The 25,326-nt window shown below is 57.7% G+C and carries 23 protein-coding genes; 13 read left to right on the top strand and 10 right to left on the bottom strand.

From position 1 onward, the window contains the following. Positions 1–18: 18 nt before the first annotated feature. The gene (entD, locus tag BWI76_RS07690) at positions 19–642 is read left to right on the top strand and encodes an enterobactin synthase subunit EntD (protein ID WP_004135455.1); all 624 of its coding nucleotides are present in this window, start codon (positions 19–21) and stop codon (positions 640–642) included. A 53-nt stretch (positions 643–695) separates the two neighbouring features. Here the strand turns inward: entD and BWI76_RS07685 are convergent, their stop codons facing one another. Then, entirely contained in the window at positions 696–1,631 is a 936-nt protein-coding gene (locus BWI76_RS07685) for a transketolase family protein (RefSeq protein ID WP_014228346.1), read from the bottom strand. Next, entirely contained in the window at positions 1,624–2,454 is an 831-nt protein-coding gene (locus BWI76_RS07680) for a transketolase (RefSeq protein ID WP_024358849.1), read from the bottom strand. The genes BWI76_RS07685 and BWI76_RS07680 overlap by 8 nt, the downstream gene beginning before the upstream one ends. Before the next feature lie 364 nt (positions 2,455–2,818). On the opposite strand from BWI76_RS07680, the gene BWI76_RS07675 reads away from it, so the two are divergent. The 8 genes from BWI76_RS07675 to BWI76_RS07640 all read left to right on the top strand — a co-directional run bounded on the left by BWI76_RS07675 (position 2,819) and on the right by BWI76_RS07640 (position 11,848). Continuing rightward, entirely contained in the window at positions 2,819–3,769 is a 951-nt protein-coding gene (locus tag BWI76_RS07675) for a sugar-binding transcriptional regulator (protein WP_024358850.1), read from the top strand. A gap of 363 nt (positions 3,770–4,132) precedes the next feature. Continuing rightward, positions 4,133–5,653 carry an FGGY family carbohydrate kinase gene (locus BWI76_RS07670; protein ID WP_004135470.1) on the top strand — a complete coding sequence of 507 codons (1,521 nt, stop codon included), beginning with the start codon at positions 4,133–4,135 and terminating at the stop codon, positions 5,651–5,653. Between the two features lie 133 nt (positions 5,654–5,786). Beyond that, positions 5,787–6,722, top strand: a complete 936-nt coding sequence (locus BWI76_RS07665; protein WP_004130307.1) for a D-ribose ABC transporter substrate-binding protein — start codon at positions 5,787–5,789, stop codon at positions 6,720–6,722. Between the two features lie 43 nt (positions 6,723–6,765). Next, positions 6,766–7,386 (top strand): DUF2291 family protein, encoded by a 621-nt coding sequence (locus BWI76_RS07660; protein WP_004135472.1) that lies wholly within the window; start codon positions 6,766–6,768, stop codon positions 7,384–7,386. Position 7,387: 1 nt separating this feature from the next. After that, a complete protein-coding gene (locus BWI76_RS07655) occupies positions 7,388–8,932 on the top strand; it encodes a sugar ABC transporter ATP-binding protein (protein ID WP_004135476.1) in 1,545 nt (514 codons plus the stop codon). Positions 8,933–8,949: 17 nt separating this feature from the next. Continuing rightward, positions 8,950–10,005 (top strand): ABC transporter permease, encoded by a 1,056-nt coding sequence (locus BWI76_RS07650; RefSeq protein ID WP_004100048.1) that lies wholly within the window; start codon positions 8,950–8,952, stop codon positions 10,003–10,005. A gap of 60 nt (positions 10,006–10,065) precedes the next feature. Continuing rightward, a complete protein-coding gene (locus BWI76_RS07645) occupies positions 10,066–10,863 on the top strand; it encodes an SDR family oxidoreductase (RefSeq protein ID WP_004132240.1) in 798 nt (265 codons plus the stop codon). A 199-nt stretch (positions 10,864–11,062) separates the two neighbouring features. Further along, positions 11,063–11,848, top strand: coding sequence for an SDR family oxidoreductase (locus BWI76_RS07640; protein ID WP_004130297.1), 786 nt, complete (start codon positions 11,063–11,065; stop codon positions 11,846–11,848). Between the two features lie 193 nt (positions 11,849–12,041). Here BWI76_RS07640 and BWI76_RS07635 read toward each other — a convergent pair whose 3' ends face one another. Continuing rightward, complete coding sequence (locus tag BWI76_RS07635) at positions 12,042–12,194, bottom strand: Hok/Gef family protein (RefSeq protein ID WP_004132237.1); 153 nt, start codon at positions 12,192–12,194, stop codon at positions 12,042–12,044. A gap of 222 nt (positions 12,195–12,416) precedes the next feature. After that, positions 12,417–14,450, bottom strand: a complete 2,034-nt coding sequence (locus BWI76_RS07630) for a choline transporter (protein WP_049087075.1) — start codon at positions 14,448–14,450, stop codon at positions 12,417–12,419. A 128-nt stretch (positions 14,451–14,578) separates the two neighbouring features. Between BWI76_RS07630 and betI the strand changes: the two genes are divergently transcribed. From betI to betA, 3 genes are read left to right on the top strand one after another with little or no spacing between them, the layout of a single operon-like run. After that, positions 14,579–15,172, top strand: coding sequence for a transcriptional regulator BetI (betI, locus tag BWI76_RS07620; protein ID WP_004132233.1), 594 nt, complete (start codon positions 14,579–14,581; stop codon positions 15,170–15,172). A gap of 10 nt (positions 15,173–15,182) precedes the next feature. Continuing rightward, positions 15,183–16,655, top strand: a complete 1,473-nt coding sequence (betB, locus tag BWI76_RS07615; RefSeq protein ID WP_004132232.1) for a betaine-aldehyde dehydrogenase — start codon at positions 15,183–15,185, stop codon at positions 16,653–16,655. 14 nt (positions 16,656–16,669) lie between these two features. Further along, positions 16,670–18,334, top strand: coding sequence for a choline dehydrogenase (betA, locus tag BWI76_RS07610; protein ID WP_064371453.1), 1,665 nt, complete (start codon positions 16,670–16,672; stop codon positions 18,332–18,334). Between the two features lie 49 nt (positions 18,335–18,383). Here the strand turns inward: betA and BWI76_RS07605 are convergent, their stop codons facing one another. After that, a complete protein-coding gene (locus BWI76_RS07605; RefSeq protein ID WP_004132230.1) occupies positions 18,384–19,079 on the bottom strand; it encodes a GNAT family N-acetyltransferase in 696 nt (231 codons plus the stop codon). A 186-nt stretch (positions 19,080–19,265) separates the two neighbouring features. Next, entirely contained in the window at positions 19,266–20,603 is a 1,338-nt protein-coding gene (locus BWI76_RS07600; protein WP_064371454.1) for an aspartate aminotransferase family protein, read from the bottom strand. 182 nt (positions 20,604–20,785) lie between these two features. Here BWI76_RS07600 and BWI76_RS07595 point away from each other — a divergent pair, with 182 nt between their 5' ends. After that, a complete protein-coding gene (locus BWI76_RS07595; RefSeq protein ID WP_004132229.1) occupies positions 20,786–21,550 on the top strand; it encodes an SDR family NAD(P)-dependent oxidoreductase in 765 nt (254 codons plus the stop codon). Between the two features lie 581 nt (positions 21,551–22,131). Here the strand turns inward: BWI76_RS07595 and BWI76_RS07590 are convergent. The 4 genes from BWI76_RS07590 to BWI76_RS07575 are packed head-to-tail and all read right to left on the bottom strand — an operon-like array spanning position 22,132 to position 25,108. Continuing rightward, the gene (locus BWI76_RS07590; RefSeq protein WP_064371455.1) at positions 22,132–22,893 is read right to left on the bottom strand and encodes an amino acid ABC transporter ATP-binding protein; all 762 of its coding nucleotides are present in this window, start codon (positions 22,891–22,893) and stop codon (positions 22,132–22,134) included. After that, on the bottom strand, positions 22,886–23,551 hold the full coding sequence (locus BWI76_RS07585) for an amino acid ABC transporter permease (RefSeq protein ID WP_004132434.1): 666 nt from the start codon (positions 23,549–23,551) through the stop codon (positions 22,886–22,888). Before BWI76_RS07585 ends, BWI76_RS07590 begins: the two co-directional genes overlap by 8 nt. A gap of 14 nt (positions 23,552–23,565) precedes the next feature. Further along, the gene (locus BWI76_RS07580) at positions 23,566–24,207 is read right to left on the bottom strand and encodes an amino acid ABC transporter permease (RefSeq protein ID WP_004132432.1); all 642 of its coding nucleotides are present in this window, start codon (positions 24,205–24,207) and stop codon (positions 23,566–23,568) included. A gap of 49 nt (positions 24,208–24,256) precedes the next feature. Then, the gene (locus BWI76_RS07575) at positions 24,257–25,108 is read right to left on the bottom strand and encodes a transporter substrate-binding domain-containing protein (protein WP_004132430.1); all 852 of its coding nucleotides are present in this window, start codon (positions 25,106–25,108) and stop codon (positions 24,257–24,259) included. Between the last annotated feature and the right edge of the window lie 218 nt (positions 25,109–25,326).

Raw genomic sequence — 25,326 nt, 5'->3', positions numbered from 1 at the left:
ATCTGTTAACATCGCCTGATGCACATCCAACACTCGATCATTCAACTTGCCGGTCACTCGCTGCAGCGGGTGGATTTCGACCCGTTGACCTTCCAGCCTGAAGACCTCCTCTGGCTCCCGCATCATGCCCGGTTAAGCGGCTGCGTCCGCAAGCGGCAGTCCGAGCATCTCGCCGGGCGTATCGCCGCGGTTTACGCGCTGCGGGAAGTGGGCGAAAAAGGCGTCCCTGCCATTGGCGACCAACGCCAGCCCCTGTGGCCGGCCCCGTGGTACGGCAGCATTAGCCACAGCGAACGCAGCGCGCTGGCGGTGGTCTCCGCCCGGCCGGTCGGCGTTGATATCGAACGAGTCATGGCGCCTTCGCTGGCGGCGGAGCTGGAAAGCAGCATCATCAATAGCGCGGAAAAAAAACGGCTGGACGCCAGCGGCCTGCCGCCTGAACTGGCGCTGACGCTGGCGTTTTCGGCGAAAGAAAGCGCGTTTAAGGCCAGCCATTCGGCTATCCAGGCCAGGATGGGTTTCAGCGATTTTGAAGTGACGTATATAAAGGAAGAAAATCTGCGGCTTCGGCTCTCCGCCGGGGAGTATCGGCTGCAATGGATTAAGGCCGGTGAATACGTCATCACGATCTGCGCGCCGTAAAAACATAACCCGCGCGGTAGCCGCACGGGTTATCGGTTTAAGGCGCCGTAAAATCAGCGCATTTTCTGCGCCAGTTCGGCGACGGAAGCGGCATCGAAACCGTGGTGTTTACGCAGCCAGCCGCGATCTGCCGCCGCCGCATACTCGCCATCCGGGATCCCCAGACGTTTGAGCGGGATTCCCGCGCCGGCTTCAGCCAGCACTTCCGCCACCAGGCTCCCAAGGCCGCCGTTGACGTTATGCTCCTCCACCGTTATCACCGCCTTGCACGGTTTCAGGGCCGCCAGCAGCGCGGCGGTATCGCAAGGACGAATGGACGGCACGCTCACCACTTTGGCCTGAATTCCCGCGTCGGCCAGCCTCTGCGCGGCATCGACGATTTCGTGCACCGTCGATCCGGTGGCGACCAGCGCGATATCTTCGCCTTCCCGCAGCGTGACGACCGCTCCCGGCACAAAGCGATAGCTTTCATCGTGCAGCTCCGGCAGCGCCTTACCGTCAAGACGAATATAGACCGGCCCCTGATAGCCGATGGCGTAATCGATAATCTGTCGACATTCGCGCGGCGAAGACGGGGCGAAAATCTGGATATTGCCGAAACCGCGCATCACCGCCAGGTCATCAATCGCGTGATGGGTGCTGGCCAGCGGGCCGTAGCTGGCGCCGGCGTTGAGGCCAAATAGCTTAACGTTGGTGTTGTTGTAGCAAACGTCGACTTTAATCTGCTCATTAGCGCGGGAAATCAGGAACGGCGCGGCGTTACAGGTAACCGCCACTTTCCCCCCCAGCGCCAGGCCCGCCGCCGTCCCGACCATGCTCTGCTCGGCGATGCCCACGTTCACCAGACGCCCGGGGAACTGTTTAATAAACGGCGCGATTTTGGCCGTTGAGGTGGAGTCAGCGACGACCGGCACCAGATCGACGCCGCGGTCAACCGCATCAATAAAGGCCTGAACCATCACGCTCGCCAGGTGTTCTGCATTACTCATCTTTCAGTTCCTCCAGTGCCAGTGCAATCTCTTCGCCTTTCGGTACCCGGTGGTGCCACTCCGGGCGCCCCTGAATAAAGGAAATACCGGCGCCTTTGGTGGTGTTGGCGATAACGACGTTCGGTTTACCTTCCTGCTTCAGCCCTTCCAGGGTCGCGACAACCGAGGCCATGTCGTTGCCCTGACATTCGGTGACCGTCATCCCGAAGGCCTTCCATTTGTCGGCCAGCGGATCGGTATTCATAATTTCGCGCGTCGGGCCCGCCAGCTGGAGATTGTTCTTGTCATTAATAATGATCAGGTTATCAAGGCCGTAGTGCGCCGCGGCCAGCGCCGCTTCCCAGTTACTGCCCTCCGCCAGTTCGCCATCGCCGGTAATTAAAAAGATGCGGCGGGTGCTGTTGCTTTTTTTTGCCGCCAGCGCCAGCCCCACCGCAACAGGCAAACCGTGGCCCAGCGCGCCGGTGTTGAGCTCAATGCCCGGCGTTTTCTGACGAACCGGGTGACCGGGAAGATGGGAATTGGCATGCTGATAGGTGTCCAGCCAGTCAACCGGGAAGAAGCCCGCCTCGGCCAGCACGCAGTAGTAGCAGCCCACCGCATGGCCTTTCGACTGGATGTAGATATCGCGCTGGTCATCAGCAAGGCGCTCCGGCGCGACGTTCAGAATGCGGAAATAGAGCGCGGTGAGCAGTTCAACCTGCGACAGGTCGGCGCCGGTGTGCCCACCCGCAGGGCTGTTGGCGTTCAATCTGACGATATGGCGACGTACGGCGCGGGCTTTGCGCTCGAGTGCCTGGACATCATAGCTATAGGGATTCATTTAATACCTCTGAATTTATTTTCAACTTGGAATATTTATTCCGTCAGGGACTAAAAAAACCAGACATCCCCAGGCAACGCATCGTAAGGCTTACGCCGCTGCATCATACTCAGGAACATTCTGCCTCCTTACCACCGGGCGTGACGTCACCCGGGCACTTTTCAGTTGACCTGAAATCGCTATGAATATATATTCAATATCGACTCTTTATTCAATTATGCGGCTACTGTTCTGTTTTTGTCCATAGCTGATTTTGAGGATTGGCGAAAGTTAGATATCCATCACACTTAACTGTCTTTTCTTTTCGCGTATGATAATGAGCTCTAAGATAATGGCTGCACGTAAATGATTTTCGGGGAAATATATGGCTAAGCAGGATGAACAACGGCTATTAGTTAAGATTGCCACGCTCTACTATCTCGAAGGACGAAAGCAGTCCGATATTGCTCAAATTCTCTCCCTTTCTCAGTCATTTATCTCCCGAGCGATCGCCCGCTGCCAAAAAGAGGGCGTGGTCAAAATCAGCGTTGTTCAGCCATCGAATATTTTCCTCAATCTTGAAAAGGGCCTCGAGGATCGCTACGGAATTAAGCAAGCCATCGTCGTGGATACCGAAGAAGACGCCAGCGATCACACCATCAAGCGCGCCATCGGTTCCGCCGCCGCCCACTATCTCGAAACGCGATTAAGACCAAAAGATCTGATTGGTGTCTCTTCGTGGAGTTCGACTATCCGCGCAATGGTTGATGAGGTCCACGCGCAAAACCTGAAGGCCAACGGCGTGATTCAACTGCTCGGCGGCGTGGGCCCAAATGGTAACGTGCAGGCGACTATCCTCACCCAGACTCTGGCGCAGCATCTGAACTGCGAAGCCTGGCTACTGCCTTCCCAGAGCATTGAAGGCTCCACTGAGGAGAAAAATCGCCTCGTGGCCAGCAAAGATGTCGCCGACGTCATTGCCCGCTTCGATGAAGTCGATATCGCCATCGTCGGCATTGGCATCCTTGAGCCTTCGCAGCTGCTCAAAACTTCCGGTAACTACTATCACGAAGATATGCTCCAGGTGCTGGCGGAACGCGGCGCCGTGGGCGACATCTGCCTGCACTACTACGATAAAAACGGCAGAGCGGTGTTACGCGATGATGAAGATCCTGTGATCGGCATGGCGCTGGAGAAGGTGAAAAAGTGTCCTAATGTGGTGGCCCTTGCCGGTGGCAGCGAGAAGGTCGCGGCTATCAAAGGCGCGCTTTCGGGCGGTTATATCGATGTTCTGATCACCGATTACCCAACGGCCAGACTGCTGATTGCCGGTTAATTTCCTCACTCAAACGCTTTCCCACAACCTTTACGCTTTCTCCGAAGCGTAAAGGTAACGCAAATAAAACATTATATTTCAATAACATAAAACCTTAAAATCACCTCATTCCCCATCCGTACCTGAACGCTTCGCCGATCGGATAAGTGTGATTGCCAGCACAATTGATAACTTTTCCAGTAGCCCGACGGGAAGTTTCTGGCTAAGGTATCAAATAAATAATCACTATCGAATATATATTCAGTGATTAAAAAAGTGAATACGAATTGTCACATCATGGCCTGCTAAGAAGCAATGCGATCAAGAGGAGTGCCTACCTTCCCCCTCCGCGCCAGGACGAAGTGTGACTCAGGAGACTACCTAATGCAGGCAACACGTAAAGAGTTCATCATTGCGCTGGATGAAGGCACCACCAATGCCAAAGCCGTCGTACTCGATAGCCGCGGCCAGGTCGTGGTGAAATTCTCTCAGCCGCTGGCGATCCAAACGCCGCGTGAAGGCTGGGTCGAGCAGTCGGGAGAAGTCCTGGTTGACGCTTCGCTGGAGGTTATCGCGAAAGCGGTAGCGCACGTTGGCGCAGAAAACGTCGCGGCATTAGCCATTAGCAACCAGCGCGAGACCGCGATCGGCTGGTATCGCCAGAGCGGTAAGCCAATCAACGCCGCGATCACCTGGCAGTGCAGCCGCAGCGCCGCGTTTTGCGATGAACTGCGCCACAGCGATAAAGAGCAGCAAATCAAGGCCGTGACCGGCCTGCCGATCGCGCCTCTGTTTTCGGCCTCGAAAATGCGCTGGCTGCTGGAATCCCTTCCTGAGGGGCGCGCGCTGGCTGAGCGCGGAGAAATCTGCCTCGGCACTATCGACAGCTGGCTGCTGTGGAACTTAACCCAGGGCGATGCGTTCTCCTGCGATTACTCCAATGCCGCGCGTACCCAGCTGCTGAACCTGCAAACCGGCCAGTGGGACGACGACATGCTGGCGCTGTTCCAGATCCCGCGCGCCGCGCTGCCGGAGATTAAACCCTCCAGCGGATTGTTTGGCTATACCCGGGGGTTGAACGCTATCCCTGACGGTATTCCGGTGATGGCGATGGTCGGAGATTCCCACGCCGCGCTGTTTGGTCACGCGCTGGGCGAACTCGGCTGCGTTAAGGCCACCTACGGTACGGGGTCATCGGTGATGGCGCCGGTAAAATCCGCACAGTGCGATATCGACGCGCTGGCCACCACCATCGCCTGGCACGACGGCGACAGCATCACTTACGGACTCGAAGGTAATATTCCGCATACCGGCGATGCCGTAGCGTGGATGGCGGACAGCACCGGCTTGAGCGAACTTTCCGATGCCGAACTGGCGCATGAACTCAACACCCTGCCCGCCTCCGTGGACTCCACGCTGGGCGTCTATTTTGTGCCGGCGTTAACCGGCCTGGGCGCCCCGTGGTGGGATGACAGCGCCCGCGGCGTGATTTGCGGCCTGAGCCGCGGCGTCAAGCGCGCCCATCTGATTCGCGCCGCGCTGGAATCCATTACCTATCAAATCGCCGATGTCGTGGTGGCGATGCGCCAGCAGGACGACTTCCACTTGACGGCGCTGATGGTCGACGGCGGCCCAACCAAAAATGACTGGTTAATGCAGTATCAGGCTGACCTGCTCGGCTGTCCGGTGATGCGCAGCGACGTTGCCGAGCTGTCGGCGATTGGCGCGGCCCTGCTCGCGCGCAAAGCCCTGAATCCCGGATCGGTGACCGACCTGAAAGCGTTTTTAACTGAACACAGCGAATTTATCCCCGATATGGCCCGCCACCAGCGCCTGCAGAAAAGATGGCAGGAGTGGCGCCATGCGGTGAACAGAACATTATGGAAACCGGCAACGTCCGCCTGACGCCCACCAGGGAATCGAACGCGTGACGCACCTTACTCATCAACAAAAGGAGACCCCCGGCCCATAAATTTGATTTACAGGCCTTACGTTGTTTCACCGTACCCGACAATAACAACCAAGAGAGAAAATTGTCATGAAATTACGTTTAACGCTTTTAACCGCTGCTACCCTGACCGCCTTTTCTTTCGCTGCCCAGGCGGCAGAAAAAGGCACCATCATGATCATGGTAAACTCGCTGGATAACCCCTATTACGCCTCTGAAGCCAAGGGCGCCAGCGAGAAAGCCAAAGAGCTGGGATATCAAACCACCATTTTGTCGCATGGCGAAGATGTCAAAAAACAGAATGAGCTGATCGATACCGCCATCGGTAAAAAAGTTCAGGGCATTATTCTGGATAACGCCGACTCCACCGCCAGCGTCGCCGCCATTGAAAAAGCGAAGAAAGCGGGTATTCCGGTGGTTTTAATCAACCGCGAAATTCCTGTCGATGATATTGCGCTGGAGCAAATTACCCATAATAACTTCCAGGCCGGTTCTGAAGTCGCCAACGTATTTGTCGAGAAAATGGCCGAGAAAGGAAAATACGCCGAGCTGACCTGTAACCTTGCGGATAATAACTGCGTGACCCGCTCTAAATCATTCCACCAGGTGATTGACCAGTACCCGGATATGGTCAGCGTCGCTAAACAGGACGCGAAAGGCACCTTAATCGACGGCAAACGCATTATGGACAGTATTCTGCAGGCGCATCCCGACGTTAAAGGCGTGATTTGCGGCAACGGTCCCGTCGCCCTCGGCGCCATTGCCGCACTGAAAGCGGCGAATCGCAACGACGTGGTGGTGGTCGGTATCGATGGCAGCAACGATGAACGCGACGCGGTCAAAGCCGGCACCCTGCAGGCCACCGTGATGCTTCAGGCGCAGGCCATCGCCGCTCAAGGGGTGACCGACCTCGATAACTACCTGCAAAAAGGCGAAAAACCGGCCAAGCAGCGCGTGATGTTCCGCGGCATTCTGATTACTCAGGACAATGCAGACAAAGTGCAGGACTTCAATATCAAATCCTGATTTCGGGTTGTTGCGCCCCTTGCGGGGCGCACAGGAGCGTATTATGTATAAAAAAATCTCGCTGATGCTGGTCGTTCTCGCGCTCGGAGGCTGTCGTATCGTCTCTCAGCAGGAACTGGCCGATCTTAAATCTCCGCCCAATCCGCATATGGCGGATATCGATCGGACATGGCAAGACCAGCTGGTTCCCCAGGTTGTGGCTAAAGCTCGCCCCGTCGCCGAGCTGATGACCGCCCTGCGCGCGGCGAAAGATATTGATAGCGCCTGCAAAGCGTTAGGCTATCGCGCTCAGGACGAAAACCCGTGCGTGTTTTACGTCAAAGTCGAAGGCAATATCAGCAAAATTGATTCCGCCTCGCGCAGCGGAAAAATGACGATTGAGGATACCCGCGGCGGCAACGTGGTGGTGCAAATTGGCCCGACGCTGCGCGGCACATTATTACGCGACGGCTATCAGGGCGCCAGCTATCAGGACTTTAACGATCAGGTGCTGTTTGGCGAATATAGCCGGAAGATTAACGAACACGCGGTAAAAATGATCCAGACGGCGCAGGTGAAAACCGGTGAAGCAGTCCAGGTGTACGGCGTATTCTCGGCCTGGGATATTCCACAGAACATTCCTGATATTACGCCAGCAAAAATTGTTCGTTTGGGAGGACAATAACATGCAGCGGCAAGAACTCGTCAATTCCCAACCAGTCGACTCTGAAGTTATTATCGAAACCCGCGAATTATCTCGCGTTTATCCGGGGGTTGTCGCCTTAGATAACGTGAATTACCGGGTCTATCGAAATAAAGTAAACGTTCTGATCGGTGAAAATGGTGCGGGTAAATCCACCATGATGAAAATGCTTGCTGGCGTTGAAACACCCTCCTCCGGTCAAATTATTCTTGATGGCGCGCCGGTGACCCTTAGCTCGACGCACCAGGCTGAAAAGCAGGGAATCAGCATCATATTTCAGGAATTAAATTTATTCCCAAATATGAACGTCATGGATAATATTTTTATGGCTAACGAATTCTTTCAAAAAGGGAAGATTAACGAAAAATATCAATATGAGTTAGCCAAATCATTACTGGAAAGGCTGGAACTTGATGTCGATCCCTACACCCAGCTCGGCGAATTAGGCATCGGCCATCAGCAGCTGGTGGAAATTGCGCGCGCGCTTTCAAAAGACACCCGGGTATTAATTATGGATGAACCCACTTCCGCGCTCAGCCAGTCGGAAGTCAAAATCCTGTTTAACGTCATTGAACAACTTAAACGCCGCGGCGTCACCATTATCTATATTTCCCACCGTCTGGAAGAGCTGATGGAAATTGGCGACCACATCACCATTTTCCGCGACGGACGCTTTATCAGCGAGCGCGAGGTCAGCGACGCCAGTATTCCGTGGATTATCGAACAGATGGTCGGCGATAAGAAAAAACATTTCGACTACCGGCCGGCGCCGAAAGGCGAAGCGGTACTTGCGGTTGAAGGTCTGACGGCGCTTCATTCCAGCGGCGGCTATAAGCTCAACGATGTGACCTTTACCTTAAGTAAGGGAGAGGTGATCGGCATCTATGGCCTGCTCGGCGCCGGGCGCACGGAGCTGTTTAAAGGCCTGGTCGGTCTGATGCCCTGCCAGGGCGGGAACGTCCATCTCAACGGCGAAAATATCGACAAGGCGCCGTTCCAGGCGCGGCTGAAAAAAGGGCTGGCGCTGGTGCCCGAAGACCGTCAGGGCGAAGGCGTGGTGCAGATGATGTCGATTCAATCGAATATGACCCTCTCTGATTTCAGCCTGCAGGGCTTTCGCCGGGCGTGGAAGTGGCTGAATCCGCAGAAAGAAATCGCCTGCGTCAAAGAGATGATTCGCGAACTGGCGATCAAGGTCAGCGACCCCGAGCTGCCCATCACCTCGCTCAGCGGCGGCAACCAACAGAAAGTGGTGCTTGGCAAAGCGTTGATGACGAAGCCGGAGGTGGTGTTTCTCGACGAGCCCACTCGCGGTATCGATGTCGGCGCGAAAACTGACGTTTATCACCTGATCGGCAAAATGGCCCAACAGGGTCTGGCGGTGATGTTCTCTTCATCGGAGCTGGATGAAGTGATGGCGCTGGCGGATCGCATCCTGGTGATGGCCGATGGCCGGATTACCGCCGATTTACCGCGTCATGCGGTAACCCGCGAAAAGTTAATCGCGGCTTCAACACCTCAAGATTAATCAGGCTGGAACCCATCATGAACCAGAAATATATGATTTATATGTACCTGCTGAAGGCCAGAACGTTCATCGCTCTGCTGCTGGTTATCGCGTTCTTCAGCGTGATGGTACCGAATTTCCTGACCACATCTAACCTGCTGATTATGACCCAGCACGTGGCCATCACCGGCCTGCTGGCCATCGGCATGACGCTGGTTATCCTGACGGGCGGTATCGATCTTTCCGTTGGCGCCGTGGCCGGCATCTGCGGCATGGTGGCCGGGGCGCTATTAACTAACGGCCTGCCCTTGTGGAACGGCAGCGTCATCTTTTTTAACGTGCCGGAAGTGATTCTGTGCGTCGCGCTTTTCGGCGTGCTGGTCGGCTTTGTGAACGGCGCGGTGATCACCCGCTTCGGCGTCGCGCCCTTTATCTGCACCCTGGGCATGATGTATGTCGCCAGGGGTTCAGCGCTGCTGTTCAACGACGGCAGCACCTACCCGAACCTTAACGGCATGGAAGCGCTGGGTAATACCGGTTTCTCCACCCTGGGATCCGGGACGCTGATGGGCATTTATCTGCCAATCTGGCTGATGATCGGCTTCCTGCTGCTGGGCTACTGGCTGACCACCAAAACCCCGCTGGGCCGCTATATCTACGCCATCGGCGGTAACGAATCCGCCGCTCGTCTGGCCGGCGTGCCTATCGTTAAGGCAAAAATCTTCGTCTACGCCTTCTCCGGCCTGTGCTCGGCGTTCGTTGGCCTTATCGTCGCCTCCCAGCTGCAAACCGCGCACCCGATGACCGGCAATATGTTCGAAATGGACGCCATCGGCGCCACCGTGCTCGGCGGAACCGCGCTGGCGGGCGGTCGCGGCCGGGTGACCGGCTCAATCATCGGCGCGTTCGTCATCGTCTTCCTCGCCGACGGCATGGTGATGATGGGGGTCAGCGATTTCTGGCAGATGGTCATTAAGGGCGTGGTTATCGTCACCGCCGTCGTCGTCGACCAGTTCCAGCAAAAACTGCAGAACAAAGTCATCCTGATGCGTCGTCATGAGGAGAAGCTGGCTGCGGCAGGCGCCACCAGTTAATCACGTCTTTATTACCCCGCCGGACGCTCTGCCGTCCGGCCTCTATAAGGGATGAAAAATATGCAAAGAAATTTCACACATAAAACGGTGGTTATCACCGGAGCCTGCCGCGGAATTGGCGCCGGTATTGCCGAGCGCTTTGCTCGCGACGGCGCGAATCTGGTGATGGTCTCTAACGCCGAGCGCGTTCATGAAACCGCGGAAACCCTGCGCCAGCGCTACCAGGCCGATATCCTGTCGTTACAGGTTGATGTCACCGATGAAGCGCAGGTGCAGTCGCTGTACGAGCAGGCGGCGGCGCGTTTCGGCGCCATCGACGTCTCTATCCAGAACGCGGGCGTGATCACCATCGACTATTACGATCGCATGCCGAAAGCCGACTTTGAAAAAGTGCTGGCGGTTAACACTACCGGCGTCTGGCTGTGCTGCCGCGAGGCCGCCAAATATATGGTCAAACAGAACCACGGCAGCCTGATCAACACCTCTTCCGGCCAGGGCCGCCAGGGGTTTATCTACACCCCGCACTATGCCGCCAGCAAAATGGGCGTGATCGGCATCACCCAGAGCCTGGCCCACGAGCTGGCGCCGTGGAATATCACCGTCAACGCCTTCTGTCCGGGCATTATCGAAAGCGAAATGTGGGATTACAACGACCGCGTCTGGGGCGAAATCCTCAGCACCGAGCAGAAACGCTACGGTAAGGGCGAGCTGATGGCGGAGTGGGTCGAAGGCATTCCGATGAAGCGCGCCGGTAAACCGGAAGACGTTGCCGGGCTGGTGGCGTTTCTCGCCTCCGACGATGCGCGCTACCTCACCGGACAGACCATCAATATCGACGGCGGCCTGATTATGTCGTAATGCGGTCCCCCGGGTTGCGGCTGATGCCTTACCCGGGCTTCCGGTCGGCACAATTTTGTAGCCCGGATAAGGCGTTTACGCCGCAATCCGGGTAAATAACAGATCAGCACCGTCTGGTAGCCCGGACAGGCGCAACGCGCCGCCTCCGGGAACGCCAACTCCGGGCATGCTAAAGAATATTTTTTAGAGAGTGATAACTATGATCGCAAAAGATTTCGCCCAACAGCTGTTTAATCTGCAGGACCGCGTGGCCTTTGTAACCGGCGCGGGCAGCGGCATCGGTCAAATGATTGCTTACGGCCTCGCCAGCGCGGGCGCTCGGGTCGTCTGCTTCGATCTCCGCGAAGACGGCGGCCTTGCCGAAACCGTCAAAAATATCGAAGCCATCGGCGGCGAGGCCTGTTTTTACACCGGCGATGTACGCCAGCTCAGCGACCTACGCGCTGGGGTGGCGTTGGCAAAAAGCCGCTTCGGCCGCCTTGATATCGCCGTCAACGCCGCCGGTATCGCCAACGCCAATCCGGCGCTGGAGATGGAAACCGAGCAGTGGCAGCGGGTAATCGATATTAACCTCACCGGCGTGTGGAACTCCTGTAAAGCGGAAGCCGAACTGATGCAGGAAACGGGCGGCGGTTCGATTATTAATATCGCCTCGATGTCCGGCATTATCGTTAACCGCGGCCTCGATCAGGCCCATTACAACTGCTCCAAGGCGGGCGTTATCCACCTGTCGAAAAGCCTGGCGATGGAGTGGATCGGCAAAGGGATTCGGGTCAACTCCATCAGCCCCGGCTATACCGCCACGCCGATGAACACCCGCCCTGAGATGGTTCATCAGACCCGCGAATTCGAAAGCCAGACGCCGATCCAGCGTATGGCGAAGGTTGAGGAGATGGCCGGCCCGGCGCTGTTCCTCGCCAGCGATGCCGCGTCGTTCTGTACCGGCGTTGACCTGGTGGTCGATGGTGGTTTTGTCTGCTGGTAGAACGGACCGAATGCCAGTATGGATGTCAATATACTGTCAGCGACCGGCGAAGCAGTATGCAGGGTGGCGGCGCGATTGTTTTAACCGGTCGATGTTCTCTCGCCGTCCATCCTGCCCCCATAAGCAGAAAAAAGGTGCCTTAAGGTTCCTTACCCAGCCTGCGGATAAGCGGGGATAGCTCCCCGCATACCGGCTACTTCTTCGTTTCGTAAGCGAGAACGGCCTTAAACTCCATACTACGTTCTTTGATGCTCAGCTCGCACAGCGAGTCGCGCACCATTAACGTCACTCCCAGCGCTGTCAGACACAGCACGATGATTGCCACCAGGGCGTATTTTGTCAGCATCTCGTTGCCTCCATGCGAAGAAGAGGCTACTATCCAACGTGCTAGGGTTGGATCGTGAGCCTCAGGTTGATGGGAACATCTCCTGGGGCTTCGTCTTTCTGAATCCTCACCTAAGCCTGAACGCAGAAAGCCTCAGGCACCCGCCGCCATCATACGCTTCCCTACGCTTTTCACTGTATACTTAACCAGCTCAATCCCTTTTTCAGAAAACGTTTAGACGGCCTACATTCCGGGGAAGGTCACGCTGTTGCCCGGCGCTTCGCGATGCAGATGAATAAAGTTCAGATGGCGCTCGTACTGGTCAAGAATATCGGTGATCACCTGCTCTTTGCTGTAGTCCATCAGGTCGTTGCCCTGACTCCCCTCCAGCAGGAAGGTCTCCAGACGATAGTAGGTCGACTTCCCGCTGCGCGCCCGGTAGGTAAAACCGGGAATGGAGTACTGCTGCGGCCAGATCTGATAAACAAAGTTCTGCTCGTCGCCCATATGCACCAGCAGGTCGAGATGGCCCAGGCTGTCCCCCTCTTCCGGAGGCAGACTTTTCAGCTCGACGTAAGCGCCGCGCAGCTTCAGCTCCTGCGCCACCTCTTCCATCGCCGGGAAGCACACCGTCTCCATCATCTGGCGGGTATAGCGCGTGCCGGGATAGTTCATCAGCCGCGACAGGCGCTTCTTCCAGCTCAGGCGATCCTGCACGCCCAGCGGTCGCGGGGCGGTGTCGCGGTTGGCGCTCTCGCGGCGATAATCCTCAACCTTCAGCGACTTATATAACCCCGCCATCACGAAGAAGATCACGAAGCTAAACGGCAGCCCCATAATCACCGTCGCGTTCTGCAGAGCGGAAATGCCGTTAGTCATCAGCATCCCCAGGGTCAGCAGGCCGATGACCACCGACCAGAAGATGCGCAGCCAGTTTGGCGCATCGCTGTTGATATCCTTCAGCTTCGAAGTGAAGTTACCCAGCACCAGCGCCCCGGAATCCGCGGAGGTCACGTAGAACAGCAGGCCGGTAATGGTGGCGACCGAAGCGCTAAAGGTAAACGCCGGATACTGCGCCAGCAGGTTATAGAAGCCGCGCTCCGGGTGGGCGACCGCCTCGGCGGCGAAGGCCGCATTGCCGTGGATGATTTCATACAGCGCGCTATTGCCGAACACCGACAGCCACAGCAGGGTAAAGGTGAACGGGATAATCAACGTTCCCACCACAAACTGACGAATGGTGCGTCCACGTGAAATACGCGCCAGGAACAGACCGACAAACGGCGACCACGCCACCCACCACGCCCAGAAGAACAGGGTCCAGTTGTTCATCCACTCGACCGGGCGATCGAAAGCGAAGCTGTTGAGGGTCATGCCCATAAAACGATTCACGTAGTCGCCAACGTTAAGCACCAGCGCGTTGAGCAGGAACTCGGTATCGCCCATAAACAGGATGAACAGGATTAGCCCAAGGGCCAGCACCACGTTAAGCTCGGAAAGAATACGGATGCCTTTATCCACCCCGGAGGTCACCGAGATGGTGGCGATTATCACCGACAGTACGATCAGCGCCGCTTTCGCCCCCAGCGAATCCGGAATATTGAACAGCACGCTGAGGCCGTAGTTAAGCTGTACCACGCCAATTCCGAGGGTAGTGGCGATACCGAAGATGGTGCCGATCACGGCGGCGATATCCACGCTGTGGCCAATCGGCCCATTAATCTTCTTGCCGAAGATCGGATAGAGCGCGGAGCGGATGGTCAGGGGTAAATTATAACGATAGCTAAAGTATCCCAGCGCCATCCCCATCAGGGCATACATCGACCATCCGGTCAGCCCGTAGTGAAACAGCGTCCACACCATCGCCTGGCGCGCCGCCTCCATGGTCTGCCCCGCCCCTTCCGGCGGCTGCATATACTGGGTCACCGGCTCGGCGACGGAGAAGAACATCAGGTCGATGCCGATACCGGCGGCGAACAGCATTGCCGCCCAGCTGAGCACGCTAAATTCCGGCTTCGAGTGCTCCGGCCCGAGCTTCACCGAACCGAAACGCGAGCAGGCGATGCACACCACAAACACGATATAGAGCGTCGCGGCCAGCAAATAGTACCAGCCGAAGGTGCGGGAAACCCAGTTCAGGGTGCGGCCAATCCAGGCCGCGGAAAAATCGCTGAAGAAGAGAGTCATCAGGGAAAACAACAAAATCAGTCCGGCGGAAGTGTAAAAAACCACCGGATTGATTTTGTCCTTTTCTCTGCTCGGCGAAAGGTCTGTCATCCATTCTCCTTACTGTTTTTGCAACTATTAGAACCAAAATCGGCAACAATTAAGACACATTTTATATTGAACGTCCAATCAAAAACCGCTTTAATAGATAAACAAAGCTGATGAATGGAGTCTGAGAAATGCCCAAACTGGGGATGCAACCGATACGGCAGCGGCAGCTGATTGACGCGACCCTGGCCGCCATCAATGAAGTGGGAATGCACGATGCCACCGTCGCGCAGATCGCCCGACGGGCTGGCGTATCGACCGGCATCATCAGCCACTATTTCAAGGATAAGAACGGGCTGCTGGAAGCGACGATGCGCGATATCACCGGCCAGCTGCGCCAGGCGGTGTTGAGCCGCCTGCACGCCCTGCCCGATGCCGGCCCGCGGGAACGCCTGCGCGCCATCGTGGCCGGCAACTTCGACGACAGCCAGATAAGCAGCGCGGCGATGAAGGCCTGGCTCGCCTTTTGGGCCAGCAGTATGCATCAGCCGATGCTCTATCGCCTGCAGCAGGTCAGCAGCCGACGACTGCTGTCGAATATCGTCTATGAATTCCAGCGCGCCCTGCCGCGCGAAGAGGCGCAGGAGGCCGGATACGGTCTCGCCGCGCTGATCGACGGGCTGTGGCTACGCGCGGCGCTGAGCGGTAAACCGCTGGATAAAGCCCGCGCAGAAACGCTCGCCGAGCACTTCATCAGCCAATATCTGCCACCGACTTCTCAATAATGGAGGACCCATGTCCCGAATGGCCGAACAGCAGCTTTACATCGACGGTGGTTATGTTTCCGCCACCAGCGGTAAAACCTTCGAGACGATTAACCCCGCTAACGGGGAAGTGCTGGCGACCGTCCAGGCCGCCGGCCGCGAAGACGTCGACCGGGCGGTAAAGAGCGCTCAAAAAGGGCAAAAAATCTGGGCGGCGATGAGCGCCATGGAACGTTCGCGCATTCTGCGTAAAGCGGTCGATATTCTGCGCGCTCGCAACGACGAACTGGCGCGTCTGGAAACTCTCGATACCGGCAAACCGCTGAGCGAAACCGCCGCCGTTGATATCGTCACCGGCGCAGATGTGCTGGAGTACTACGCGGGCCTGATCCCGGCGCTGGAAGGCAGCCAAATCCCGCTGCGCGACAGTTCATTCGTTTATACCCGCCGGGAACCGCTGGGGGTGGTCGCCGGGATCGGCGCCTGGAACTACCCGATCCAGATCGCCTTATGGAAATCGGCCCCGGCGCTGGCGGCCGGTAACGCGATGATCTTTAAACCGAGTGAAGTCACCCCGCTCACCGCCCTGAAGCTGGCGGAGATCTACCGCGAAGCGGGCCTGCCGGCGGGCGTATTTAACGTGCTACCGGGCACGGGCGCCGAAACCGGTCAGTATCTCACCGAGCATCCGGATATCGCCAAAATCTCCTTTACCGGCGGCGTCGCCAGCGGCAAAAAAGTGATGGCTAACGCCGCCGCTTCTTCACTGAAGGAAGTGACCATGGAGCTGGGCGGTAAATCGCCGCTGATCGTCTGCGAAGACGCCAGCCTCGACCTCGCCGCCGACATCGCGATGATGGCTAACTTCTACAGTTCAGGCCAGGTCTGCACCAACGGCACCCGGGTATTCGTTCCGACGCGCCTGAAAGCGGCGTTTGAAGAGAAAATCCTCGCCCGCGTGGCGCGTATCCGCCCCGGCGATCTGTTCGCTGAAAGCACCAACTTCGGGCCGCTGGTGAGTTTTCCGCACCGCGATAACGTGCTGCGCTACATCGAGACCGGTAAGCAAGAAGGCGCGCGCCTGCTGTGCGGCGGCGAAGCGCTGAAAGGCGAAGGCTTCGACCGCGGCGCGTGGGTCGCCCCGACGGTGTTTACCGACTGCGATGACCAGATGACCATCGTTCGCGAAGAGATCTTCGGCCCGGTGATGTCCATTCTGAGCTACGACGATGAGGAAGAAGCGCTCCGCCGCGCCAACGCCACCGAATATGGCCTCGCCGCCGGCGTCGTTACGCCGGATTTAAACCGCGCCCATCGCCTGATTCATCGGCTGGAGGCCGGGATCTGCTGGATCAACACGTGGGGCGAGTCCCCGGCGGAGATGCCGGTCGGCGGCTACAAGCACTCCGGCATTGGCCGCGAAAACGGCGTGCAGACGCTGCACAGCTACACCCAGATAAAATCCATCCAGGTTGAGATGGGTCAGTTTCAATCCATATTTTAACCAGGAGGTCATTTTTGCAGTTTGACTACATTATTATTGGTGCCGGTTCCGCCGGCAACGTACTGGCTACACGACTGACGGAAGATCCCGATACCACCGTCCTGCTGCTGGAAGCGGGCGGCCCGGATTACCGTTTCGACTTCCGCACCCAGATGCCCGCCGCGCTGGCCTTTCCCCTACAGGGTCGGCGCTATAACTGGGCCTACGAGACCGAGCCTGAACCGCATATGAACCATCGCCGCATGGAGTGCGGACGCGGGAAGGGCCTCGGCGGATCCTCGTTAATTAACGGCATGTGCTATATCCGCGGCAACGCTATGGATCTCGATAACTGGGCCTCGGCGCCGGGGCTTGAGCACTGGAGCTACCTGGACTGCCTGCCCTACTACCGCAAAGCGGAAACCCGCGATATCGGCGCCAACGATTACCACGGCGGCGACGGCCCGGTCAGCGTCACCACGCCAAAGCAGGGCAACAATCCGCTGTTCCACGCGATGATTGAAGCCGGCGTACAGGCCGGCTACCCGCGCACCGACGATCTCAACGGCTACCAGCAGGAAGGGTTTGGCCCGATGGATCGTACCGTGACGCCGCAGGGACGCCGCGCCAGCACCGCGCGCGGCTATCTCGACCAGGCCCGCGCGCGTCCTAATTTGACTATTCGCACCCACGCGCTGACCGATCATATTATTTTTGCCGGCAAGCGCGCCGTCGGCGTCGAATGGCTGGAGGGCGACAGCACCGCGCCGTCAAAAGCCACCGCTAATAAAGAAGTGCTGCTCTGCGCGGGCGCTATCGCCTCGCCGCAGATCCTGCAGCGCTCCGGCGTCGGCAGCCCGGAACTGTTGCGCCAGTTCGATATTTCGCTGGTTCACGCCCTGCCCGGCGTCGGCGAGAACCTGCAGGATCATCTGGAGATGTACCTGCAGTACGAATGTAAAGAGCCGGTGTCGCTCTACCCGGCACTGCAATGGTGGAATCAGCCGAAAATCGGCGCCGAGTGGCTGTTCGGCGGGACCGGCATCGGCGCCAGCAACCAGTTTGAAGCGGGCGGATTTATCCGCAGCCGCGAGGCGTTTGCGTGGCCGAATATTCAGTACCACTTCCTGCCGGTGGCGATTAACTACAACGGTTCAAACGCGGTGAAAGAGCACGGATTCCAGTGCCACGTCGGTTCCATGCGCTCCCCGAGCCGCGGCCACGTGCGTCTGAAATCGCGCGACCCGCACCAGCATCCGGCGATCCTGTTCAACTATATGTCGCATGAACAGGACTGGCAGGAGTTCCGCGACGCCATTCGCATCACCCGTGAGATCATGAGCCAGCCGGCGCTGGATAACTATCGCGGCCGGGAGATCAGCCCGGGCATTGAGTGCCAGAGCGATGCCGAACTGGATGAGTTCGTACGCAACCATGCGGAAACCGCCTTCCACCCCTGCGGTACCTGCAAGATGGGCTACGACGAGATGGCGGTGGTGGATGGCGAAGGTCGGGTTCACGGGCTGGAAGGCCTGCGCGTGGTCGACGCCTCGATTATGCCGCAGATTATTACCGGCAACCTTAACGCGACCACGATTATGATTGGCGAAAAAATGGCCGATGCCATTCGCGGCCGCCAGCCGCTGCCGAAGAGCACCGCGGCGTACTATGTGGCGAACGGCGCGCCGGTTCGGCGGTAAGAGTAAGCCCCGCCCCTCTCCCTGCGGAGAGGGTTAGGGTAAGGGAAAACTAGCGAAAATCTTCCAGCCGCTTTATCTGCCGTCCATCAGCATCAAAATTCTCCGGCGCCAGCCACGCTCGCAGCGCCGCGTCGCGCGCGGGCCATTCGCTATCGATAATCGACAGCATATCGCTATCGCGGGTGCGTCCTTTACGCACCATCCTCTGGCGAAGACGCCCTTCCCAGGTAAACCCCAGCCGGTCGGCGGCGCGGCGGGAGGCGAGATTCATTGAGTCGCATTTCCACTCCAGCCGACGATAGCCGTGAGCAAAACCATTTTGCAGCAGCAGCCAAACTGCCTCGGTCCCGAGCGGCGTATTTTTCATCGCCCGCGACCAGGTGACGTGCCCTATCTCCACCGTGCCCATCGCCCGCTCAATCGCCATATAGCTGACCAGCCCGACGGCCCGCTCGGCGTGGAGATCGATAACCGCATACGGCACCAGCCCATCGTCCATGACCTTGCCGGTAATCCAGTGCGCCGTTGACTCCACGCTCTGCGGACAGTTGCTGGCAAGCCACGTCCAGTCGCTGTCGTCGCCGAGGGTGTAGGCGGCAAACAGATCCGCCGCGTGCCGCTCGGTATCCAGCGGCTCCAGCCGGCAAAAGCGGCCATTTAACGCCGTGCGGCGCAGAAGCCCCGCGCCCTGCCACCCGGGCACGCGATCGTTGACCTGCTGACCAAACTCATTGATTTCCGGCACGCTTATCTCTCCCGTAGTGTTATCAGGTTGTTATATCAAGAAACCCGGATTGCAGGAAGATGCTGGCAGAATAAGCTATTGAGTTAAGATGGGATGAAAATCAGCCCCGTTCGCGCGAGGCTTAGCGGGGCTACGAGTAGGTGGCCCGGGTCAGGCGGTTACGCCGCGACCCGGGAAATCATCCCCTTACTTCGCCAGGCTCGCGAAGCGGGCGAATACCGCATCAAAAATCGCCAGCCCTTTTGCCACCTGTTCGGCGCTGATGGTGCACGGCGGCACCACGTGAATGCGATTTTCCACGACGAACGCCAGAAGGCCGGCTTCGGTCAACGCGCCTTTAATGGCCGCCATATCGGCAGCGCCCAGCGGCGTTTTATGTTCGCGGCTGCTAACCAGCTCCAGCGCCTGGAACAGACCGCGGCCGCGCACGTTGCCGATAATCGCGTGCTTCTCCGCCAGCGCTTCCAGCCCCGGACGCAGCACCTCGTTGCCGATGGTCGCCGCGTTCTCTACCACCTTCTCTTCTTTCATCGCGTCAATGGTGGCGACAATCGCCGCCATCGCCAGCGGATGGCCGGAATAGGTCAGGCCGCCGGCAAAGAAATGGTCATCAAAGTAGCGGGCGATCGGCTCGCTGATCAGCACGCCGCCGGCCGGGACGTAGCCGGCGTTAACCCCTTTGGCGAACGTCACCAGATCCGGCACCACGCCGTCCTGCTCGAAGGCAAACCAGCTCCCGGTGCGGCCAAAACCGGCCATCACTTCATCGAGGATCAATATAATACCGAACTCGTCAGCCAGCGCCCGCACGCCCTGCATATAGCCCTCCGGCGGCACCAGAATCCCGGCGGTCCCCGGGATCGACTCCAGCAGAATCGCGGCAATCGCGTTCGGGCCTTCACATTCGATCATCCGCCGCAGATGGGCCAGCGCGCGCTGGCACTCCTCTTCTTCCGTCGTGGCGTTAAATTCGCTGCGGTAGAGATAGGGGTTAAAGAAGTGAACGTGACCGCGCGAATACTCGTTCGGTACGCGCCGCCAGTCGCCGGTGGCGGCAATCGCGCTGCCGGTATTGCCGTGATAGGAACGATAGGCGGAGAGCACTTTATCGCGCCCGGTATAGAGCCGCGCCATACGGATGGCGTTCTCATTGGCGTCGGCGCCGGCGTTGGTGAAGAACACTTTGCTAAAGCCTTCCGGCGCCAGCTCGACAATCCGCTTCGCCGCTTCGCCGCGGGCGAGGTTGGCGGTGGCGGGAGCGATAGTCACCAGCGCTTCCAGCTGGGCCTTCATCGCCGCCAGTACGCGAGGGTGCTGATAGCCAATGTTGACGTTGACCAGTTGGCTGCTGAAATCGAGGTAAGTATTGCCTTCGTAATCCCACAGCTCGCAGCCTTTTGCCCCGGCGATCACCAGCGGATGTAAATTGCCCTGCATCGACCATGAATGAAACACATAAGCGCGATCCAGCTGCCGAACTTCATCATTGCTTATCGCTACCTCGTTCTGTAGTGCCAGCTTCATACCCTGCCCTCTCTCATGTCGTTGTTGTTGGCCTCATCATTGGCCGTTCAGGGAAGAAACGGATAGAGCCAGTCAGGCGAAAATGATGTGACACCGTGTCACATCGCCGCGCGCCGACTGGCCCTGTGCCCGCGCGCGCGGGGTTTCTATAGTGGGAACGACAACCTGCACAGGAGAATGAAATGGCAACGAGCAAAGTGGTGTTTATTACCGGGGCGACCTCGGGTTTTGGGGAAGCGGCGGCGCAGGTCTTCGCCGATGCGGGCTGGTCGCTGGTGCTGAGCGGACGCCGTTTTGAGCGGCTGAAGACGTTACAGGATAAGCTCGCCTCGCAGGTACCGGTGCATATTATCGAACTCGACGTGCGCGATAGCGATGCGGTCGCCGCGGCCGTGGCGGCCCTGCCCGCTGATTTCGCCGACATTACGACATTGATTAACAACGCCGGACTGGCGCTGTCGCCGCAGCCCGCGCAGAAAGTGGATCTGGACGACTGGAAAACGATGATCGACACCAACGTCACCGGGCTGGTCAACGTGACCCACGCGCTGCTGCCGACGCTGATTAACCACGGCGCGGGGGCGAGCATCATCAATATCGGCTCTATCGCCGGGCAGTGGCCCTATCCCGGCAGCCACGTCTACGGCGCCAGCAAGGCTTTCGTGAAGCAGTTTAGCTATAACCTGCGCTGCGATCTGCTCGGGACCGGGGTGCGCGTGACCGATCTCGCGCCGGGGATTGCCGAGACGGAATTTACCCTGGTGCGCACCAAAGGCGACCAGGCGGCGTCAGACAACCTGTATCGCGGCACCACGCCGCTGAGCGCGCGGGATATTGCCGAACAGATGTTTTACATCGCCACGCTGCCGGATCATATGAATATCAACCGGGTCGAGGTGATGCCGGTGCGCCAGGCCTGGCAGCCGTTCGCCATCGATCGGGATTAAGGTTTGGTAGACCGGAGACGCGCATCAGACATCGCGCTCGGGCCTGGTAGCCCGGACAGGCGCGATAAGCGCCGCCTCCGGGACGGTGTTGAGGGGTTCCGTTCACTATTATCCCGCAGAAAATGTCTCACCGTGGTAGGTGAACGGGTAAAGGGGAGAAAACCGTCTCCCCCTTTACAATCCCCGCGGTCCCGCAAAGAAATCGGTGCTGCGCACTGCGCTCACCTCCCGGACCTCAGCCTGCGGTCGGCTCAACTCGACATCCCTGTCTCGATTCGCCTCTGTCCGCCATCCCTGGCGGCCAGCCCTTGTCTTCGGACCTCCGGTTCGCCGATTTCAGCGGGGGCCAGGGCATCGCTGCATATCACGTTGTTTCAGCGACATATCCGCTGCTGCATGAAAATCTCCCGGAGGCGGCGCTTACGCGCCTGTCCGGGCTACCCAATCTGCCCCCCTCCAACACCGAGCCCGGAGATCCCGGGTCGCGGCGTAAACGCCATACCCGGCTACTCCTTCGCAGACGGCTGGAAACCCGTAGCCCCGGTAAGCGCAGCGCCACCGGGGAGATTGGCCGCTGATGCTTACCGGCTGCCCTGCAAAAACTGCCTGACGCGCTCGGAATCCGGGTTGCTGAAAAACTTCTCCGGCGGCGCTTTCTCAATCAACAACCCTTTTTCGAGAAACACCACCTCATCCGAGACCTGGCGCGCAAAATCCATCTCATGAGTCACCACCACCATCGTGTAGCCCTCGGCGGCCAGCGCCTTCATCACGCCCAGCACCTCGTTGACCAGCTCGGGGTCCAGCGCCGAGGTCGGCTCATCAAACAGAATGACCTCCGGCGACATCGCCAGCGAACGGGCAATCGCCACCCGCTGCTTCTGTCCGCCGGAGAGCGTAATCGGATAAACGTCGGCTTTATGCGCCATCCCCACTTTCTCCAGCTGCTGCATGGCGATGGCTTTCGCTTCATCACGCTTCATCCCCTTCACGTGCAGCAGCGCTTCGCTGACGTTCTGCTGCACCGTCAGGTGCGGCCACAGGTTAAAGCTCTGGAACACCATGCCAACCCGCTCGCGGATTTTCGACAGCTGGCGGTGGGACATCGCCCGGCCATTATGCTCATCAATACCCAGCCGCTGGCCGCTGATGCGGATCTCGCCGCGATCCGGCTGTTCCAGCCAGTTCATGCAGCGCAGCAGCGTCGATTTACCCGACCCCGACGAGCCGAGAATGCTCACCACGGTCCCCTTCTCTACCGTCAGATTGATATCACGAAGAACTTCAACGTTATCAAACTGTTTAGAGACGTTTTTGACGCTTACTGCAGTGGTATCAGACATGACTCATTCCTCTTCTGACTCCCCAGGCGCTCAGACGCTTAATCAGCAGCTCCAGCAGGATGCTGATCGCCCAGTAGAGCCCAATCGCGACGATAAAGGCGTTAAACGGGATAAAATAAGTGGCCTGCACGCTATTAGCCGCAGCGGTTATCTCCTGGACGGTGATAATGCTGAGAAACGCGGTATCTTTCAGGCAGATAATCAGCTGGTTGCCCATCAGCGGTAGCGCTGAAGAGAGAATATTGGGCAGAATAATGCGGCGGAATATTTTGTAGCGCGAAAATCCCTGCGCCACCGCGGCCTCGATATAGCCGCCGGAAAATACCCGACGCTGGCTGCGTAAAATCTCAAAGAAATAGGCGCCGTGGTAGATAACTAAGGCGATTAGGCCGGCGGTCCAGGGTTCCATACTAATACCAACTTGCGGTAGCCCGTAATAGAGCAAATAGGCAAGAATCAAAAAAGGAATCGCCCGCATTAAGCTGACAAAGGCAATAATAAGCCGGTTAAGGGTTTTCTTTTGATATTCGGTTAAATAGCACAGGACCACACCGATAATTAATCCGGCGATGGCCGCGGTAATAAAAAGCTCAAGGGTGGCGAGTAAACCGGCAATAAAGCTGTCGCGCACCGACCAGATAACGGCCCACTGATTCATAGCACCTCCTGTATTTATCGCGCCAGACGTTTCGCTTTACGCTCGGCCATCCCCTGCAGTTTCAGCAGCAGGCCAATAATCACCACGTACAGCAGACCCGCCGCCAGAATTGGCGAAAGAGGTTCATAGGTGACCGAGGAAATTCGGTTAGTGACGCGCGTCAAATCCACCACGCCAATCACCGCAATGGCCGGGCTACCCTTGATCAGGAACGACATCTCATTAACCAGCGCGGGCAGGCTTTCAATCCACATCTGCGGCAGCATGATATAGCGGAAGTAGGCCCAGCGACGCATTCCTACCGACTCCGCCGCTTCCCGCTGTTCGCGGGGGAAGGTGCGAAAGGCGTTGCGCCAGATTTCGGCGTTAAAGGCCGAGGTATTGAGCGTCAGCGCCACAATCGCCGCGACGTTTTTATCGAGGTTAATCCCGACGGTCGGCAGAGAAAGAAACAGGAACAGCACCAGCGTGACCAGCGGCGTCGCGCGGGCAAGGCTGATATAGACCACCAGCAGCTGATCGATAACCGGGATACGCAACATGCGCACCAGGGCAATCAGCAGACCGATCGCCACGCCAAAAGCAATGGCGATGGCCGAAATCCAGAGGGTCGTCCATGCGCCTTCAATCAGTAACTGCCAGGAAATTGCATCCATGAAGCCCTCCTTCACCTAAACAGGCGGCGGTTTCCCGCCGCAGAACCCATTACAGACCGGCTAATTTATGGAACTGTTCCGGGCTGGTGATTGGCACGTTCGGAAGATCGTCATAGGTTTCGCCAAACCACTTTTTCTGTAGTTCCGCGAGCTTGCCGGTCTCCTTCATGTGGTTCATAAATTTGGTCATATAAGCCAGCAGCTGCGGCGAGTTTTTCGGGATCGGCCACGCCATATAGCCCGGGCCGGATACCGCCAGCCCCTTGGCGAACACCTTCGGTTTGGCCTTCGCCAGATCGTTGACTGAGATAACCACGTTAATCACGTAATCCAGCCGTTTGTTGGCAAGGTCGGCGTAGGCTTCAGGATAGGAGGGATACTCCACCACCGGCCCCAGCTTGCCGCCGGTTTTCTCCAGCATCGCTTTCAGTTCCGGCAGCCGCGCCAGCAGCGCGCTGCCCGCCTGGACGCCCACTTTTTTCCCGCTCAGTTCGGCAATGGTGTTCAGGGAGTTATCGCCCGCGCGTTTAACAAAATAGTGCTGCGCTGACGCCCACGGCGGCGTGAAATCAAAAACCTTGAGACGGTCGTCGGTAATCACCGCGCCGGTTAACGCCATATCGTATTGCCCGGTGGAAACCGCCGCCAATAATCCGGTCCACGGCAGAATGCTCTGGTCAACGTTGAATTTCGCGTATTTACGTAATTCATCGAGCATATCTTTGTTAAAGCCATCCGCCTGGCCGTTATTCATAAAGTTAAAAGGCGCGTAATCATCTTCGGTCGCGACTTTTAGGGTGCCGGATTTTTCTATTTCCGGAAGATCTGCGGCGGCTGCGTGATAAGAAAAGGCCATCGCCATGATGGCGCCCAGACAAATTGAACCTAATGATTTGTTCATTAATTCACCCCTAATTAATTCGCCAGACGTGTTCATTCCAGAACATGAAAAGGTTTTGCAAAATATGTGCCGACGGAAGTTCCGAACCGCGACTGATGAATGCGTTTTTACTGTAGGGAGCGTTTTTAATTTCCGGATAGAGCCAGATTCACCGCGCGGATGTGTCAGTCATTCTCAGGGTGGTATGGAATTTGCTCGAGTTTCTGTACTGAGCGTTT

Source organism: Klebsiella sp. M5al (assembly GCF_002090195.1).
GTDB classification, from domain to species: Bacteria; Pseudomonadota; Gammaproteobacteria; order Enterobacterales; family Enterobacteriaceae; genus Klebsiella; species Klebsiella grimontii.
The sequence above is the reverse complement of the archived record's forward strand: the minus strand, read 5'-3'. Positions and strand labels throughout refer to the sequence as shown.

Bases quoted from the DNA above. Each gene is read 5' to 3' on its own strand.
- entD (WP_004135455.1), top strand. From the start codon at position 19: ATGCACATCCAACACTCGATCATTCAACTTGCCGGTCACTCGCTGCAG.
- BWI76_RS07685 (WP_014228346.1), bottom strand. From the start codon at position 1,631: ATGAGTAATGCAGAACACCTGGCGAGCGTGATGGTTCAGGCCTTTATT.
- BWI76_RS07680 (WP_024358849.1), bottom strand. From the start codon at position 2,454: ATGAATCCCTATAGCTATGATGTCCAGGCACTCGAGCGCAAAGCCCGC.
- BWI76_RS07675 (WP_024358850.1), top strand. From the start codon at position 2,819: ATGGCTAAGCAGGATGAACAACGGCTATTAGTTAAGATTGCCACGCTC.
- BWI76_RS07670 (WP_004135470.1), top strand. From the start codon at position 4,133: ATGCAGGCAACACGTAAAGAGTTCATCATTGCGCTGGATGAAGGCACC.
- BWI76_RS07665 (WP_004130307.1), top strand. From the start codon at position 5,787: ATGAAATTACGTTTAACGCTTTTAACCGCTGCTACCCTGACCGCCTTT.
- BWI76_RS07660 (WP_004135472.1), top strand. From the start codon at position 6,766: ATGTATAAAAAAATCTCGCTGATGCTGGTCGTTCTCGCGCTCGGAGGC.
- BWI76_RS07655 (WP_004135476.1), top strand. From the start codon at position 7,388: ATGCAGCGGCAAGAACTCGTCAATTCCCAACCAGTCGACTCTGAAGTT.
- BWI76_RS07650 (WP_004100048.1), top strand. From the start codon at position 8,950: ATGAACCAGAAATATATGATTTATATGTACCTGCTGAAGGCCAGAACG.
- BWI76_RS07645 (WP_004132240.1), top strand. From the start codon at position 10,066: ATGCAAAGAAATTTCACACATAAAACGGTGGTTATCACCGGAGCCTGC.
- BWI76_RS07640 (WP_004130297.1), top strand. From the start codon at position 11,063: ATGATCGCAAAAGATTTCGCCCAACAGCTGTTTAATCTGCAGGACCGC.
- BWI76_RS07635 (WP_004132237.1), bottom strand. From the start codon at position 12,194: ATGCTGACAAAATACGCCCTGGTGGCAATCATCGTGCTGTGTCTGACA.
- BWI76_RS07630 (WP_049087075.1), bottom strand. From the start codon at position 14,450: ATGACAGACCTTTCGCCGAGCAGAGAAAAGGACAAAATCAATCCGGTG.
- betI (WP_004132233.1), top strand. From the start codon at position 14,579: ATGCCCAAACTGGGGATGCAACCGATACGGCAGCGGCAGCTGATTGAC.
- betB (WP_004132232.1), top strand. From the start codon at position 15,183: ATGTCCCGAATGGCCGAACAGCAGCTTTACATCGACGGTGGTTATGTT.
- BWI76_RS07600 (WP_064371454.1), bottom strand. From the start codon at position 20,603: ATGAAGCTGGCACTACAGAACGAGGTAGCGATAAGCAATGATGAAGTT.
- BWI76_RS07595 (WP_004132229.1), top strand. From the start codon at position 20,786: ATGGCAACGAGCAAAGTGGTGTTTATTACCGGGGCGACCTCGGGTTTT.
- BWI76_RS07590 (WP_064371455.1), bottom strand. From the start codon at position 22,893: ATGTCTGATACCACTGCAGTAAGCGTCAAAAACGTCTCTAAACAGTTT.
- BWI76_RS07585 (WP_004132434.1), bottom strand. From the start codon at position 23,551: ATGAATCAGTGGGCCGTTATCTGGTCGGTGCGCGACAGCTTTATTGCC.
- BWI76_RS07580 (WP_004132432.1), bottom strand. From the start codon at position 24,207: ATGGATGCAATTTCCTGGCAGTTACTGATTGAAGGCGCATGGACGACC.
- BWI76_RS07575 (WP_004132430.1), bottom strand. From the start codon at position 25,108: ATGAACAAATCATTAGGTTCAATTTGTCTGGGCGCCATCATGGCGATG.